Origin of the sequence: Mycoplasma seminis (assembly GCF_030718845.1) — a bacterium.
Taxonomy (GTDB): Bacteria; Bacillota_I; Bacilli_A; order Mycoplasmatales; family Metamycoplasmataceae; genus Mycoplasmopsis; species Mycoplasmopsis seminis.
In genome coordinates this window covers 318,027-335,000 of the sequence record NZ_CP132191.1, presented here as the reverse complement: position 1 = coordinate 335,000, position 16,974 = coordinate 318,027, and the positions used below count along the sequence as shown (strand labels likewise).

Here is a 16,974-nt window from a genome sequence, read left to right as displayed (position 1 = left end):
TCCTATAATAATTCTTCTAATTTCTTTTCTAAAGTAGCAAAATCTGCCTGAGCACCAGTTTCAGAATTAATTTGAATGTACTTAACTCTATTGTCTTCATCAAAAATAAATAAAGCTCTTGCACATAGTTGTAAATCTTCAATTAAGACACCTAAATTTTCAGCTATTTCTCTAGTTAAATAATCTGAAAATAATTGTACTCTAGCAGTTTTATGTCCTTGTTTATAATTGTTTAAAGCAGTTGGTAAATCCATTGAAAATGTTACAAAATCTACATTAGTATATTTTTCAGACATTTCAGCTAATTTTAAAATTTGCATATCACATACAGAAGTATCAGCTGAAGGAAATGTACCAAGTACCATATATTTGTTTTCTCTGTGAGGTTTAATTTGTTCAAAATTACCTGCAGGTGCACCTTGAAGGATTATTTTATTACCTTCAATTGGAGCAGTTCCTACAAGAGAATATTGTTTAGTTCCGAATTTAACTGTTCTCATATTTACTCCTTTAATTTAATATGATAAAAGTATAGCACATTTGATTTATGCTGCATTAAATTAATAAAAATAAGGTAGTTAGCACTACCTTAGTATTTAGTATATGAATATAGAATTATAAAGTTCTTGGTTGTTATCTTTTAATTCATTGCATTTTGATTTAATTTCATAATAATCATTTGCATTCTTAGTACTACTAAAAATATAATCAAAATCATTAAGAGCATTAATTTCTACATATTTTAATACATCTTGTGGTAAAGAAGTATATTTTTTAAGCATATTCTTAGCTAATATTGAATTTAAATTTTTATAAACTGAATCAGTTTTCATTATTAAAGATGAAGGATTATATAAAGTTTCATCATATGTTGGAGTAGGTTGAGTACTTGTATCTTCATATAATGGAATATTTTGATTTTTGTATTTTAATAAGTGGCTTGATTTTTTGGTTGAAAAGACAAACATACATAAAAAGTCTCATAATTTATTATATTGTTCATTGTTAACTTTTATAAATTTAACTTTTTTAGATAACCCAGCAGTTAATTCTGAAATATGCATTTGGTCATTAAATTTACTACACATTAGTAAATAAAGTCATTCTGCATTTGTAATTTTTTCCTTCTTTATTGTCTCTTCAACACCTAAATATTGAGAAATATTTTTAAGTTTCAATTCTTTAATATTATTATCAATAATTTCCTCTAACTTATTAGGATTTAAAATAATTTCTGTAATTTTGCTTTTTTCATCAGCATCAAATAAATTAGGTTCAACCGAATCTATAAATTTTGATATATCATTGATGTTTAATTTTTCAATTTTCTTATTAGTTTGTGTTTCTATATAAGATTTTAAAAGCACTGAATAGTAATTATTATCGGACATAGTTTGCTTATTTTTAGCCTTTAGTGTTACTAATTTATGATATTTTTTATTAATAATTGCATTTTCTATCTTTAATTCAGAATTAACAGGATCTTTTTCTTGTTTTTGTCTAATGCAAGAATTTGCTACTAAAATTATTGGTACCGTTGTTAAAATACCTAGTGTGCTAAATATAAATTTATTTTTCATTAGTCTAAACCTCCTGCTAAAATTGTTAAATTTGTACTTGCTAAATAATCAATATAAATTTCCCTTACTTTGTTATAAATATCTTCTCTCTCTTTTTTGGTTCTATAATTAAATAATTTATCAACAGTTGACCGTATTTCAATTAATTGTGGTAATGTAACATAAATATTCACATCTCTTAAATCTTCATATTCATTAATATCATATTCTTCGTATGTTTCAACAACCACTTTTTCTATATATGCACTTTCGGAATCTGATTTATATTCTCTGCTCGTTTCCATTACTTCATCATAGAAGTAATCATATGTATGATAGAATGGGTAATGAAAATCTATATTAGCTACTGCTTTTAAATCAAATAAATTATTACGTTTATTTTCTAACTTTTTATTTGCTAAATAAGTTGTTAAAGCTAAAAATTCATCAGTGTCGTTAATATTATTTTTTAAATTTTCAACAAAATCTTCGAATGTTTTGTTTAAGTATGATAAAGTTATAACATTTGAGGAATTAGGTGATGTTATAAATCCAGCATCCTCTGCAATTACAGAGAGATCTAATGTATAGCTATCTTTAAAATATGAATCATTTATTAATAATGAATATAAGTCTGTTATATTATCATTTTTTATGAATTTCGAAATTTTTTCAAAATTAGGAATTCCAAACCCAACTTTTTTGTTTGAGTTATTTCTATTTTTTTCATTTGAACTCATTCCACTGTATTTCTCTCCAACAAAACTACCAGCTGCTAATAAAGATTTAAATTCAGGTAATGAAAATTTTCTATCAAATTTTGTTTGCAATAATGATAGCAGTCCCGTAATCATAGGAGCAGACATACTAGTTCCGGCAAAATCACGTGAATTTTTGACCTTAGAATTAAACTTAGAATTTTCATAATTATTAATAATATGTGAATAAATTTCTCCTCTTTTTAAATTATTTTCATATATATGTTTATCATCATTAGTATAGAAATCTCCATATGCACACACTAATGGTAATCCTTCTATTTCTTCACTATATTCGCTAAAATACGAAACTTCTCCATCATAAGTCATAGAACCAACATGAATAACATTTCCAACAGATTGTTTATCAATGAAATCACTTTTAACTTTGACAAGTTTATTAAATAAATTATCATCATTAATTATTCTTTGAATATCATTTTTATGTTCTTTTAAATAATTTGCAATATTACCATTATTAGCATTTATTTCGTATTCGAGCATATAATAATTTTCCTTTAATCATTTTCTTAATTCAAATAAGTCTTTTTTGCTATTACCTGATGAAACAACAAATGTTAAACCATATTTTGTAGCATATTTATTTAATATTCTGCTAAATTGAGTTGCTATAGCATCAATTGCATGAGGTTCATAATTTATTTTTTCTAATAATCGAAGAGCTCTATAAACTTGTATTGTTTCATAGTCTAGTAAATCATCATTTAATGTTTCATTATTTAAACCATCATATGTAAAGAGTTCTGTAATATATCCTAAACTTAAATTAATAATATTAACACCATTATCAATCATATATTGAATAGATTCTTCTAATGGATCAAAAACACCTTTCTTTTCTGTTTTATAGTTTAATGCAGCAAAATATATTTCTGCACTTGGGTTTATACCCATATCAGTTCCTACTATGGATGTAACAATTTGACTATGACTACCAATTCTAAAATAGTCTTTTTTCATTTTATTAAATGAAAAATTTTTATTCTTTGAAAGTAATAAAGTTTCATCAATATCATCTGTCTCGATAATACCTACTTTATTATGCTTATTTTCTATATAATTTTTATTTTCTGTTAAATTATCTGGTATATTGAGTTTTTTATAATATGCTTTAAACATATTAGTTACTCAATCATAACTGTCTTTGGAAATTGAAATATCAGAATTTTTGTTTAATTTTATATTTGAAGTATCATCAACTTTTAATGATACAATTGGAATTGAAATTATAGGTAAAAGACTACCTGCTAATAAAAATTTAATTAATTTATGTTTTTTCATTTTTGCTCCTTTGTTATTTAAAAAGAAGAGTTTATCACTCTTCTACTTTTCCTGAGTTTCGGAGTTTTAGTTCAAAAAATCTGTAAAAATTCAAATTAATTAAGATTCATATATCTACGATATATGGATTTTTAATTTACTTCTAAAAAAGTCCTTTTATTTACTTGTATTACTTGTATAAAATGGTATAATATAGACATGAAAAATAAGTTTATAGTTATCAAACACAAAAGAAAAGATCACACATATATTTCTATTGCAACATCAAATGGTTATGGAAAAGGATATGGTAACCAAGTTGGTATTGGTAGATTAGAAAAATTAGAAGAGCTATCATCAGATCCGATAAATGTAATAAAAAATGTTTGTGAAACATTATCAATTACTGATTCAAAAGAAAAAATCAAGCAAAGTATTATGTTTGCATTAAATTCTTCAAAAACAGAAGTTTACAATGTAAACTATGGGATAAATATCCTTTATGATTTGATTAATAAATTTGAAATATTTGATGCACTCCCAAAAACAAGACATAAAGAGCTTAATAAAATTCTAAAATACACAATTGCAAGCAGAATAATTGATGCAAATAGTTATATTTCAATACATAAAAATAAGTATAAATATGAAGATGCTCCAAACACTAGCAAAGATAGTTATTATGCCTTATTAAATCTTATCTATGATAATAAAGAAAACTTATTAAAAAGAATTAACAAAAAGTTATTAAAAATACATCAAGAAAAGTTGAACTAGTTTTCTATGATTCAACAACTATGTATTTTGAAAGTTTTTCACGTTTAGGTCTTAGACATAGTGGTTATTCAAAAGATGGAAAATTTAAAGAAGACCAAGTTGTTGTCGGTATGGCTACAGATGAAAATGGTATTCCCATTCATATCGAAACCTTTAAAGGAAATACTGCAAATTCTAAAACTTTCATTCCTTTTGTATTAGAAATGAGCAAAATTTATGAAATAAAAAATGTAACAATAATTGCTGATAAAGGTATGTCTACATCAAGTAACATAAGATTTTAGAACAAAAAGGGATAAATTACATAATTTCTTATCGTTTAAAATCGGGTGCAAAATCATTTAAAGATTTTGTTTTAGATGAAAGTAACTATGTAGGTAATGAAAACTTTAAACACAAAGAAGAAACAATTGTTTCTCTATACAATAAAAAACGTCCTAATGGAAAATTAAGACGTAGAATAGTTACATTTAGCAAAAAAGAGCTTTAAAAGATAAAGCTGATAGACAAAACTTAATTGATAATTTTAATAAATTGAAAAACAAAAATGGATTAGTTGAAACCGGTAAATTAACTGGTGGAAAGAAATACAAATTCTTCAAAAAAGTAGGTAAAGCTTTTTATGAATTAGACTATAAAAAGGTTCAAGAAGATAGTCAATTTGACGGTTATTATATTTATGAAACTTCGAGAATGGATTTAACGTCTGAAGAAATTGTTGAAATTTATGCAAAACAATGACAAATTGAAGAAAACTTCAGAACAATGAAATCATCATTACAAGTTAGACCTATGTATGTTTGAACAGATAAACATATTGAAGCACATATTTTATTATGTTTTATGTCTCTTGTTATCATGAAATTTTTACTTTACTCAGTTAACAAAACTCTAAAAGATACTGGTGTAATCGATAGATTTTCAAATGAAAGAGTTATAAAAGCAATTAAATCAGCTGAAAAAGTTGTAAAAGTTGTTGATGGTCAAATAAAAGAAGAAATTTATATACGAAATACTCAAAATTCAGATTATATTTCTGATTTCGAAACAATACAAACAATATTTTCAAAAATTGTACAAGTAATTTAGACATAAAAAATACGAATAGCCCTATTTTTAAGGACTATTCGTTTTTTAAACCTTTAAAACTCCGAAACTCAGGTATTGTTTCATAGTCTAGTAAATCATCATTTAATGTTTCATTATTTAAACCATCATATGTAAAGAGTTCTGTAATATATCCTAAACTTAAATTAATAATATTAACACCATTATCAATCATATATTGAATAAATTCTTCTAATGGATCAAAAACACCTTTCTTTTCTGTTTTATAGTTTAATGCAGGAAAATACATTTCTGCACTTGGGTTTATACCCATATCAGTTCCTACTATGGATGTAACAATTTGACTATGACTACCAATTCTAAAATAGTCTTTTTTCATTTTATTAAATGAAAAATTTTTATTCTTTGAAAGTAATAAAGTTTCATCAATATCATCTGTCTCGATAATACCTACTTTATTATGCTTATTTTCTATATAATTTTTATTTTCTGTTAAATTATCTGGTATATTGAGTTTTTTATAATATGCTTTAAACATATTAGTTACTCAATCATAACTGTCTTTGGAAATTGAAATATCAGAATTTTTGTTTAATTTTATATTTGAAGTATCATCAACTTTTAATGATACAATTGGAATTGAAATTATAGGTAAAAGACTACCTGCTAATAAAAATTTAATTAATTTATGTTTTTTCATTTTTGCTCCTTTGTTATTTAAAAAGAAGAGTTTATCACTCTTCTACTTTTATTATAAAACTTTTTTTATTTGTGTTATTAAATATTAATTTTGTGTGAAATTATTTCCTTAAGGCAAAATAAAAGATGCATAGCATGCATCATATGGTGCCTTAGACAGGACTTGAACCTGCACGGATTTTCTCCAGCGGATTTTGAGTCCGCAGCGTCTACCATTCCACCACTAAGGCATAAAGGTATAATTATTATACCTTTTTATTAATAGTTATTAGCTATTCTTTCGTAATTTTTACGGTTTTTAGCTTCATATGCTTGGAATAAATCATCATAATTATATCCTAGCATCACAAAGCTACCTAAAGCGATTTGAAAAGCTTTTAAGATGTTTTCTTTGCAAATATTTTTCATAATATCAGCAATAGCGATAAATAATTGTTGAAATTGGATGTTAATATCTTGACTTAAAATTAATGGCTCAATTTCTGGATCGATATCAAATTTATATGAAAAATTAACTAAAAAGTGGATTAAATCAGCAAACTCTTCAGTGACAGCTGATTTTTCAATATCTTTGTGAATTTTTCAATACTTAAAACTTTGAACTTCATTGATATATTCAGCAGCTTCAATAATTAAAGCTAAAGTTTTTTGAACTTTAATATCGTCTTTATTTAAGTTAGGATTAGCATCATGTGATTTTTTTGCAATTTGAAAATCTAATTCTTTTTGCATTTGGAATATTGTAGTTAAATTCATGTTTGAATTATATTACATTTTTTATAAAATGAAAAAAGCAAAGCCTAAGCTTTACTTTTCTGTGAAATATACTTGATTTTGTCACCTCGTCAAATATCGTTGATTTTGTCACCTTTGCTAGTAATTGTTTAAATTAGTTTTTAATAAAATTTAATACATGAAACTAAAAATTGATATTAAAACTAATAAACAACTAACTAATTTCGAAAGAAAACGTAAAACAAACTTTGAAATAATATCTTCAAACCTTGATAAACCTACTAAGACTCTTGCTATAATGACCGGTTTAAATGAAAGAAGTGTTATTAGATATAAAAAAGATATTTTGTCAGCTTTAAAAAATAAAAATCTTGAATTAGTAATATCTCATAAAAATAAATCGAATGGTAGACAGAAAGTCATAAGTGATCAAGAAATTTTGCAAATCTACAAAAATTATTTAAAAATCTCTGAAACGATAATAAATGTCGAAAAAACTACTAATCAAATTTCTGTTAAAGAATTCTGAGATTCATTCCTAGATGATTTGTATAAGAATAAAATTTCATATTGCAACTTGATTAAAAGATTTAATAGATTAGGATTAAAAACTATTCATACTACAAAAAGAGGAAGAAAAATACAACGAGATTACAAAAAAGCGTCTGACTCAGAAGTCACTTTATTATTGAAAAATGTTGAAAATAAAATAAAGCAAAACAAAATAGAAAGACAAGTCTTGAATCTGAATAAAAACTTATTATTTGGTGAGGTTATAGAAATAGATGCGCAGTGCGAACCTTACCTCATAAATCATGAACCAATTTATCTCTATCATGCAATTGATGCTGCAACAGGAATACTATTAGCTGTTTGATACGAAAAACAAGAAACAACATTAGGTTATCAAAGGCTTTTGGAAATAGTTTTCAAGAACTATGGATATCCAAAATTTATTTATACAGATAAAAGAAGAACATTTTGAGGATCTGAAAATACTCAAACTGCTTTTGAGAAAATTTTAAATTCAAAAGGAATTAGAGTAATATCTTCAAGTAATCCAAAACACAAACCTCATGTTGAAAGATCATTTAGAACAGCTTTAGATAAATATCCAATCTTTATTTATGAAAATCACTTATCCACTCTAAAAGATTTACAACTTAATGTGGATGGTTTTAAAAAATACTATAACAACAAACTAAAGAGACTTTTGAATAAGAAATCTGTTTTCAATAAAGAAGGAACTTTGAAAGAAAATTGAAGAGTTGATATTGAAATTGATAGAAAAATATTAAATGGAGTTGTTAGGTTTCAAGGTAAAAATTATGCAGCTTTTGATGAACTAGGCAAAAGAATAATTTTTTCGATTGGCTCAAATGTTGTGCTGGTTTATTCATCTGATGAGAATATTTATTTTAAGTACGGTAGCAAAAAATATTATGCAAAAGAACCGACAGGAAAATATTTAACTCCTACTGAAATATGAGCACTAGAAAAGGGATTAGATATATCAATACCAGCTGTAGAAAAAATAGCTAAGTTATACAGAAATAGCAATTCATTTTTTAATACAATCGACAAATACATAAATAAGATGTCTGCTTTATTATCAGAATTTTCTCATGATGATTTTGAAATAAAAAAGACAATGCGTGAACTCTTTCAGGAACTTAAAGCATTGTCTCAAAATGTAAAAAACGATATTTACGATGAATAAATATCGTTTTTATTTTATTACATTTTATGTTTTTATAAAGTGACAAAATCAAAGCTATTCTACAATAAAATGAAAAAAGCAAAGCCTAAGCTTTACTTTTCAAATTATTATTCATCTGAATTATCGTCAAATCCGAATTCATCATCACTAATTTGATTAATATCTTCATCGATAAAGTCAAATGTTTCTGGATTTTCTTCGTCTTCTGTTTCAAGTCCGCTACGTAAATCTAATGAATCATCTTCGAATGAAAGTGGAATTTCGATATCATCAAATGATGCATTGATTTCTGCTTGTTCTTCTTCACTTAATTCAACATTCATCATTTCAGGATCAATTTTACCTGTGAAGTAACTACGAGGATCTCTAATGTCGTATTTACCTTTTAATTCATAATTTGAATTTGTTCCAGCAGGGATTTTGTGTCCTAAAATAATGTTTTCTTTAAGTCCTTCTAAGTAATCAACTCTTTTTGCAATTGATGAGTTAACTAAGATTTTAGCTGTTTCTTGATATGAAGCAGCAGCAAGGAATGAATCACTAAGTAAAGGAGTTTGTTTAGCTCCACGGATTTTTACTTCTCCATAAGCAGGACGTTTTCCAGCAGCAAGAAGTTTTCCGTTTTCTCTTTGATATACAAATGTATCAACTAAGCTTCCTGTAAAGAAGTTTGAGTCTCCTGGATCTGTAATCATAATTTTTGAAAGCATTTGACGGATAATAATTTCGATATATTTATCTGAAATTGTAATACCTTGAAGACGGTAAAGTCTTTGAACTTCTTTAAGTAAGTAGTTTTGCACAGCTCTTGTGTCAGCAGCTTCAAGAAGTTGGTTAAGGATAATTGGTCCTTCAAAAATCTTTTGACCACTTACAACTTTATCACCGAGTTTTACGCGAAGTTTTTGTGAAACTTTTCCAGCATATTCAGTGATTTCTACAGTTCCATCAAGTTTTTTACTTGCAACTTCAACCACCATCATATCTGTACTGTCTTTTCCGTTTTTATCTTTAGCAGGTGCGATAGAAATTACTTCACCATTTACTGTTGAAATAACAGCAGGTTTTCCTCATGGGAAGTCGTAAGCATCGATAAGCTCGATAAGACGACCAAACCCACCAGTAATATCTTCTACCCCAGCAACCCCTCCGGTGTGGAATGTACGCATGGTAAGCTGTGTTCCAGGTTCCCCGATTGATTGGGCAGCAACAACTCCGACAGCTTCTCCGATATTTACAATTCTGTTTGTAGCAAGGTCTTTTCCATAACAGTGCTTACATACCCCATTTTTGGTGTGACATGAAAGTACTGAACGGATTTCAACTTGACTTTGGTTGTATTCGTTAACAATTTTATCTGCTAATTCAGGTGTAATTAAGGTATTTGCAGCAACAAGTTCGTTTCCGTTTTCATCATAAATAGCTTTGTTAGTAAATCTTCCTTCAATTCTTTCTTGAAGTGATTCAATAACTGTATCTGTTTTAGTATCTTTGATATCTTTAACAACGAATCCAAAGTCAGATCCACAATCATCTTCTCTAACAACAATTCCTTGAGCAACATCCACAAGTCTACGTGTTAAGTATCCAGATTTAGCTGTGTTAAGCGCTGTATCTGTAAGCCCTTTTCTGGCCCCGTGAGTTGATGAATAGAATTCATATGCTGTAAGTCCACTAAGGAATGAAGACTTAACAGGAATTTCAACTGTTGAACGAACCACACGGTCGTTTTCTGCATCGGCTTTAAGAACTTTGGTGTTGTTGTTCATAAGTCCACGCATACCAGCAAGCTGTGTAAAGTTAGATGAGTTCCCACGAGCTCCTGAGGTGAACATCATGAATAATGGGTTATCAATATCTGATTTTGTAACTTCTTTAAGGTCTTTTTCGATAGAATCCTTAACTTCTGATCATTTTTGAATTGTTAATGTATAACGTTCATCATCTGTAAGGTATCCTTCTTCAAAGAATTTCTTAAGTTGGTCTGTATATTCTTCCCCTTGTTTAATTTTTTCAGCAGTAGTATCAAGTGTTGTAATGTCATTCATTGAGATTGTTGTACCTGATATTGTTGAAAATCTAAATCCAAGGTTTTTAATATTATCAAGAATTGATGCAACGTAGTTTGTGTAATCAAATCATACTTTATCAAGAACTTTTGTATATTCGTTTAATGTTCAAACTGGACGTTCGTGTTTTTCTGCAGTAGGATTTTTCTTGCTTCATTCGTAGTTAATAGCTTCAAAGTGTTCTTTAATTGAGCTAGAAATAATTCTTGCATGTTCTGTTGAGATTAATTCACCATTGTAATCTCTAAGGTCAGCACATTCAAAGAATCTATCTTCGAAATTATCTTGTGTAGTTTCATTTATTACTGAAGCAATATCTTCAATCGTTACTACAGCAACGTATTTTTCATATACACGACGAATAATTTTAGCAATATCTTTTTTGCTTAATGCAAGATTTACCGGCATTTGAGCAATTTTAGCTCTGAAATCATCCCCATAGTTAAGTAAGTATTTATCTAAGTCTTTTGTAGAAGTATCAATTTTTTCACTTTCGCTTACTTTGATGCTTCCATCATCTTGCATAACTTCTTTTCTAGTTACGTATTTACCAAAGATAAATTCAAAATCAAATGGGAAAGCACGGTTAAGGATAAATTTACCAACTGTTGATACTAAGTAAGGTGCATTTGTATATTTAGAAACTGATTCTTTGTTAATTTCTGAAATAGGAAGCACAACTCTTGTGTGAAGTGTGATGTAACCGTTTTCGTAAGCTAACATCATATCATCAAATGTTGAGTAGTAATTTCCTTCACCTTTAACTCCAGCTTTTTCAATTGTAAGGTAGTAAAGACCAAGAATCATATCTTGAGATGGGTTAATAATAGGTTCTCCATCTTTAGGTCCAAGAATGTTTTTAGAAGCAAGCATAAGTTCTTTAGCTTCTCTAACAGCTTGATCTGAAATTGGAACGTGAACCGCCATTTGGTCCCCATCGAAGTCAGCGTTGAAAGCTGTAGTTACAAGTGGGTGAAGTTTAATGGCTTTACCACGGATTAAAACCGGTTGGAAAGCTTGAATTGAAAGACGGTGAAGTGTAGGAGCACGGTTAAGAAGTACTGGACGTCCTTCGATTGCTTTTTCTACATATGGTCAAATTACTGGGCTAAGAGTTTCAATCATTTTCTTAGCTGATTTAACACTAGTAATTGAAGGTTCACCTTTAATTAATTCTTTAATAATTCAAGGTTCAAATAATTTAGCAGCCATATCACGAGGAATACCTACTTCGTGCATTCTAAGTGATGGACCAACAACGATAACACTACGTCCTGAGTAGTCAACACGTTTTCCAAGTAAGTTTTGTCTGAAACGACCTTTTTTACCAGTTAAGGCATCTGAGATAGATTTTAAAGGATGAGAATCTTTTGATACAACTGGTGTAGGTTTTTTTCTAGCATTATCAATTAAAGCGTCAACCGCTTCTTGAATCATACGATATTCGTTTTGCTTAATAAGCATAGGAGCATCAGCTTCATTTCATTTTGCTAAACGGTTGTTTCTAATAATAATACGACGGTAAAGTTCGTTAACATCACTAGTTGAGTGTCTTCCACCATCAAGTTGAACTAATGGACGAAGGTCAGCAGGGATAACTGGAAGGTTGTAAATTAACATGCTTTTTGGATCTTGACCAGATTTAATAAATGAGTTAATAACAGTTAAACGTTTATATAACTTAGATCTGTCTTGTTCTTTTGTTGTAGAAAGACCATTTTCTAAATCCATTTCAGCATTAATTTTATCAATTTCTTCTTGTACAGCTGCTGCTTCTTGTTCTAAGTCAATGTGAGTAAGTAAGTATTCAATTGCTCTAGAACCTGTGTCGATTTTAGCATCTGAATATTCATGGATAATTTCGTTGTATTGGTAGAAATCAATCCCGAAATCTTTCCCGATTTTTGATTCAGCATATTCTCTAAGTTCTTCTAATGCTGTTTCAATATCTTCGTATTCATCTGTACCTTTTTCATAGTTACCAAGCATTTCAATTAATGCAGCTTCATAAATGTTTGCGGCTTCATTAATATCAATAATTGTGTTCTTTTTAAGACTTGAAAGGTTACCAGCTTCAAGTACGATGTGAGATTTATAGTAAATTAATTTTTCTAAATCTGATTTAGTTACTTGTTTTGTTGAGTCAGCAACTCTAAGTCCAAGTAATTTAGCAATAATTGAGTGATCGATTTTGAAGAATCAGAAGTGTACCACTGGGTTGTGTAATTTAATGTGTCCCATTCTGCTTCTACGTGTGATTTTAGGTAAAATAACAGGTCTATATTTTTCACAAGCAGGTGTTTTAGTACATACTGAATTTTCATCACTTTTCTTATATTTAGTATTACAAATAGGACATTTGTAATCTGTAACAGGTCCGAAAATTAATTCATCAAATAACCCGTCTTTTTCAGGTCTATATGATTTATAGTTAATTGTTTCAGGTCTTGTAACTTCACCATGTGATCACTCTAAAATATCTTTATCTGTTGCAAGAGAAAGAGTAATCTTATTAATTTGTTCAACTAATTCTTCTGTTTCTTTATCAAAATTATTCATAATCTTCTCCTCCGCTTACTTCGTTTGTGTCAACATATTGATATTGACTGTGATCTACATTTTCTTCTTCATCAATACTTCTAGTTGAAGTATCAAGTTTCATTCCAAGTCCTTTAAGTTCATAACTAAGAACGTTAAATGATTCAGGAACTCCTGGATTTGGTAATTCTTTACCAGAAACTAATGCTGAATATAAAGCATTACGTCCGATGATATCATCTGATTTATAGGTAAGAATTTCTTGAAGCACGTTTGTTGCTCCATAAGATTCGATAGCTCATGTTTCCATTTCCCCGAATCTTTGTCCCCCATTTTGAGATTTCCCTCCAAGTGGTTGTTGTGTAATAAGTGAGTAAGGCCCAACACTACGAGCATGCATTTTATCATCAACCATGTGGTTAAGTTTAAGCATGTACATAACACCAACTGAAATAGGTTTATCAAATTTTCTTCCAGTAATTGGGTCAATAAGAGTTTGTTTTCCACTCTTATCAAGTCCAGCTTCAACAAGTGCGGCTTCGATGTCAGATTTTTTAACCCCATCAAATGATGGTGTAACGAATTTAACACCTAATTTTCTAGCAGCCATACCAAGGTGAAGTTCAAGTACTTGACCAATGTTCATACGAGAAGGAACCCCTTGTGGGTTAAGCATAATATCAAGTGGTGTACCATCTTCTAAGTAAGGCATATCTTCTTCAGGTAAAACAATAGAGATAACCCCTTTGTTACCGTGACGACCAGCCATCTTGTCCCCAACTTTGATTTTACGTTTTTGTGCGATTGACACTTTAATAATTTTATCTACGCCTTCTTCAAGTGTATCTCCAGCTTCACGTGAAAGAACTTCAACATGAATTACTGTACCAGCATGTCCATTTTTAACTTTTAATGATGTATCTTTAGTTGTTTGTGGACGTTGTTGAAGAATAGCCATAAGAAGTTTTTCTTCTTGAGATGGGTTATCTTCTCCTTTTGGTGAAAGTCTACCTACTAAAATATCTCCAGGTAGCACTTCTGAACCAACTTTAACAATTCCTCTTTCATCTAAGTGTCTTAGAGCTTGTTTTGAAACGTTTGGAATATCGTTTGTTAAGATATCATCTCCAGCACGTGATGTTCTGAATTGAATTGTTTGTTCTTCGATGTGAATTGATGTATAAACATCATCTTTTACAAGTCTTTCATTGATGATAACAGCATCCTCAAAGTTATATCCGTTTCATGTAGTGAATCCTACAAGCACGTTTTTACCTAGAGCCATTTCTCCATCTTTAAATGAGCTACCATCAACAAGTAAGTCACCTTTTTCAACTTCTTGTCCAACTCTTACAATTGGTCTTTGTTGAATTAATGTTCCTTGGTTACTTCTTTCGAAGTTTCTTAAGCTATATCTATCTGTGTTACCTTTTTCGTTTTTGATCATAATTTTTGATCCATCAACAAATGTAACAACTCCAGGGTTTTTAGCTACTAAGTTATATGATGAATATTTAGCAATATCAGCTTCAATACCTGTTGCAACAAATGGTGCTTCAGCTTGAAGAAGTGGAACTGCTTGACGTTGCATGTTTGATCCCATAAGTGCACGGTTAGCATCGTCGTTTTCAAGGAATGGAATAGCAGCAGCAGCAACTGAAACGATTTGTTTTGATGAAACCTCAATAAAGTCGATATCTGCTGGTGTTCCTATAATATAGTTATAATCACGTCTGATTGTTAAATATGGATCAACTATTCTATTTGAATCATCAACTTTAACTGAAGATTGAGCAAATGAGAACCCAATTTCTTCAGCAGCTGTTAAGTAGTGAGTTGTTGAATAATCAACTACACCATTATTAACTTTGAAATAAGGAGTTTTTAAGAATCCTAATTCATTAACTTTTGCATATGTAGCATAGTTAAGGATAAGTCCGATGTTAGGTCCTTCAGGTGTTTCGATAGGACAAATTCTTCCGTAGTGAGTTGCATGAACGTCACGAACTTCGAATTGTGCTGTATCACGGTTAAGACCACCAGGCCCAAGTGATGTAACACGACGTTTATTTGAAACTTCAGCAAGTGGGTTAATTTGATCCATGAATTGTGAAAGTTTTGAAGAGTTAAAGAATTGCTTCATTTGGTTTGTGATAAGTTTGTTATTCGTAACATTCTTAGCCGTAACTTTATCAGCTTCTTTAGCCCCCATACGTTCACGTGTAGCTTTTTCAAGTTTTGTTAAAGCAACTTGTAATTGACCTTCAAGTAATTCACCAACTGAAACAATACGTTTGTTTGTTAATGAATCCGGATCATCATCTTGTCCAATTCCATCGATTAAATTGAAGTAGTAGTTAATTGCAGCAACAATATCTGAAATTAAAAGATGTGTTTCTGTTGATTTAGGATCGTTTCCGATTACTAAAACAGGTTCTTCAGGTTTTTCTTCCATTCATTTTCTTGTTGGATAAACTCTTAATTTAATGATGTTAATTCTTTTTGAAAGTGTTTTGTTTTGTTGAGTTAATCTATGGTAAACAATTTCTGGGTCAATTCCAGGAATTTTTTCACTTCTAATTAAACCTTCATCAAAAGCGTTTTGAATTTCTTTAGCTTTCTTGATGTCAATAAATGTTCCAGCTGGGAATAAAACAATTTTTTCCCCAGGTTCTGATGAACGAACAATAAAGTCATCTGCTAAATATGTATTTGTAATACGGTCAATAAGAGAAAGTTTCTTATTAAGCATGTAACGTCCTGTTGTTGATAAGTTGTAACGTTTTTTATCAAACAACATTCCAGGAATAAGTGAACGTTTAGCTTCTTCAGAAATACGATCTCCTTTTCTAAGACCTCTGAAAAGTTCTTCTTGACATGCATCAAGAATTTCTGCTTCAGTCATTTCTGTGTTTTGGATTAATTTATCTTTCTTAAGTGTTTCTTCTAATAACTCACTTGTTCCAAATAAATCTTGGATTGTTTTAACTGTAAAACCAAATGATCCTAAGAATGTAGCTAAGTTAACATTCTTGTTTTTATCAATTTTGATTTTAACTGTATCTAAAGTTGAAGATGTAACTTTGTGAGATACTTCAAGTCAAGAACCGATTCTAGGTAAAATTTCAAGTTTGTTGAATAAGTCATCTGATTGCTTATTACGAACACCAAGCCCAAAGTATGCACCTGGTGAACGAATTAACTGAGAAACGATAACTTTTTCAGAACCATTGATGATAAAACTTCCACCTGAAGTCATGTATGGAATTTCTCCAAGTAAAACTTCATCAATTTTAACTTCTCCAGTATTTGTAATTTCTCTTTTTAAGCTTACATAAACTTTAACGCTAAAGTTAATCCCTTTAGCTTTTGCTTTTTTGATTTCTTCGCTTTCGCTAGTAATCTTTTTAAATGGTAATTCAAGTCTAACTGAACCCTTAACGTAATCTAAACGTACTTCTTTGTTAGCAGCTTCAATTGGGTAAACTTCTAAAAGACATTCTTGAATTCTTTTGTTAATAAAAAGTTCGAAACTTTCTTTACTTGTTTCAAGAATATCAAACAAAGGTAAAGATTCTTTTGTTACAGAATAATCTCTTCTCTCTGTAATAGGACCAAATTTACGAATTTTATAATTTTTTTGCTCCATGTATTATTCTCATCCTTTCTGAAAATATAGACCTTGAAATATAAAAAATACATTTATAAAAATGTATATATACGTAAGGTAAATAAATTTTAACACAAAAAAATATTTTTTAATGCTGAAA

The 16,974-nt window shown here is 29.1% G+C and carries 11 protein-coding genes and 1 tRNA gene; 4 read left to right on the top strand and 8 right to left on the bottom strand.

What is annotated here, in order from left to right; all coding sequences use genetic code 4:
- Nucleotides 1-2: 2 nt before the first annotated feature.
- From Q8852_RS01550 to Q8852_RS01540, 3 genes are all read right to left on the bottom strand, one after another.
- Nucleotides 3-500, bottom strand: coding sequence for a redoxin domain-containing protein (locus Q8852_RS01550; RefSeq protein ID WP_305938235.1), 498 nt, complete (start codon nt 498-500; stop codon nt 3-5).
- Between the two features lie 96 nt (nt 501-596).
- The gene (locus tag Q8852_RS01545; RefSeq protein ID WP_305938234.1) at nt 597-1,580 is read right to left on the bottom strand and encodes a hypothetical protein; all 984 of its coding nucleotides are present in this window, start codon (nt 1,578-1,580) and stop codon (nt 597-599) included.
- Complete coding sequence (locus Q8852_RS01540; RefSeq protein WP_305938233.1) at nt 1,580-3,619, bottom strand: S8 family serine peptidase; 2,040 nt, start codon at nt 3,617-3,619, stop codon at nt 1,580-1,582. Before Q8852_RS01540 ends, Q8852_RS01545 begins: the two co-directional genes overlap by 1 nt.
- 198 nt (nt 3,620-3,817) lie before the next feature.
- Here Q8852_RS01540 and Q8852_RS01535 point away from each other — a divergent pair, with 198 nt between their 5' ends.
- The 3 genes from Q8852_RS01535 to Q8852_RS01525 all read left to right on the top strand — a co-directional run bounded on the left by Q8852_RS01535 (nt 3,818) and on the right by Q8852_RS01525 (nt 5,464).
- On the top strand, nt 3,818-4,375 hold the full coding sequence (locus Q8852_RS01535) for a hypothetical protein (RefSeq protein ID WP_305938232.1): 558 nt from the start codon (nt 3,818-3,820) through the stop codon (nt 4,373-4,375).
- A 20-nt stretch (nt 4,376-4,395) separates the two neighbouring features.
- Entirely contained in the window at nt 4,396-4,659 is a 264-nt protein-coding gene (locus Q8852_RS01530) for a transposase (RefSeq protein WP_305938231.1), read from the top strand.
- A gap of 250 nt (nt 4,660-4,909) precedes the next feature.
- Nucleotides 4,910-5,464 (top strand): IS1634 family transposase, encoded by a 555-nt coding sequence (locus Q8852_RS01525; protein ID WP_305937945.1) that lies wholly within the window; start codon nt 4,910-4,912, stop codon nt 5,462-5,464.
- 34 nt (nt 5,465-5,498) lie between these two features.
- Here Q8852_RS01525 and Q8852_RS01520 read toward each other — a convergent pair whose 3' ends face one another.
- The 3 genes from Q8852_RS01520 to Q8852_RS01510 all read right to left on the bottom strand — a co-directional run bounded on the left by Q8852_RS01520 (nt 5,499) and on the right by Q8852_RS01510 (nt 6,898).
- Nucleotides 5,499-6,143, bottom strand: a complete 645-nt coding sequence (locus tag Q8852_RS01520) for a S8/S53 family peptidase (protein WP_305938230.1) — start codon at nt 6,141-6,143, stop codon at nt 5,499-5,501.
- Between the two features lie 144 nt (nt 6,144-6,287).
- Nucleotides 6,288-6,372: transfer RNA gene (locus Q8852_RS01515), tRNA-Leu, on the bottom strand.
- Nucleotides 6,373-6,400: 28 nt separating this feature from the next.
- Nucleotides 6,401-6,898, bottom strand: a complete 498-nt coding sequence (locus Q8852_RS01510; RefSeq protein ID WP_305938229.1) for a dUTP diphosphatase — start codon at nt 6,896-6,898, stop codon at nt 6,401-6,403.
- 157 nt (nt 6,899-7,055) lie between these two features.
- Here Q8852_RS01510 and Q8852_RS01505 point away from each other — a divergent pair, with 157 nt between their 5' ends.
- Complete coding sequence (locus tag Q8852_RS01505; RefSeq protein WP_305938228.1) at nt 7,056-8,597, top strand: hypothetical protein; 1,542 nt, start codon at nt 7,056-7,058, stop codon at nt 8,595-8,597.
- Between the two features lie 107 nt (nt 8,598-8,704).
- Here Q8852_RS01505 and Q8852_RS01500 read toward each other — a convergent pair whose 3' ends face one another.
- Nucleotides 8,705-13,225, bottom strand: a complete 4,521-nt coding sequence (locus tag Q8852_RS01500; protein WP_305938227.1) for a DNA-directed RNA polymerase subunit beta' — start codon at nt 13,223-13,225, stop codon at nt 8,705-8,707.
- Nucleotides 13,218-16,853 (bottom strand): DNA-directed RNA polymerase subunit beta, encoded by a 3,636-nt coding sequence (gene rpoB / locus Q8852_RS01495; protein WP_305938226.1) that lies wholly within the window; start codon nt 16,851-16,853, stop codon nt 13,218-13,220. The genes Q8852_RS01500 and rpoB overlap by 8 nt, the downstream gene beginning before the upstream one ends.
- Between the last annotated feature and the right edge of the window lie 121 nt (nt 16,854-16,974).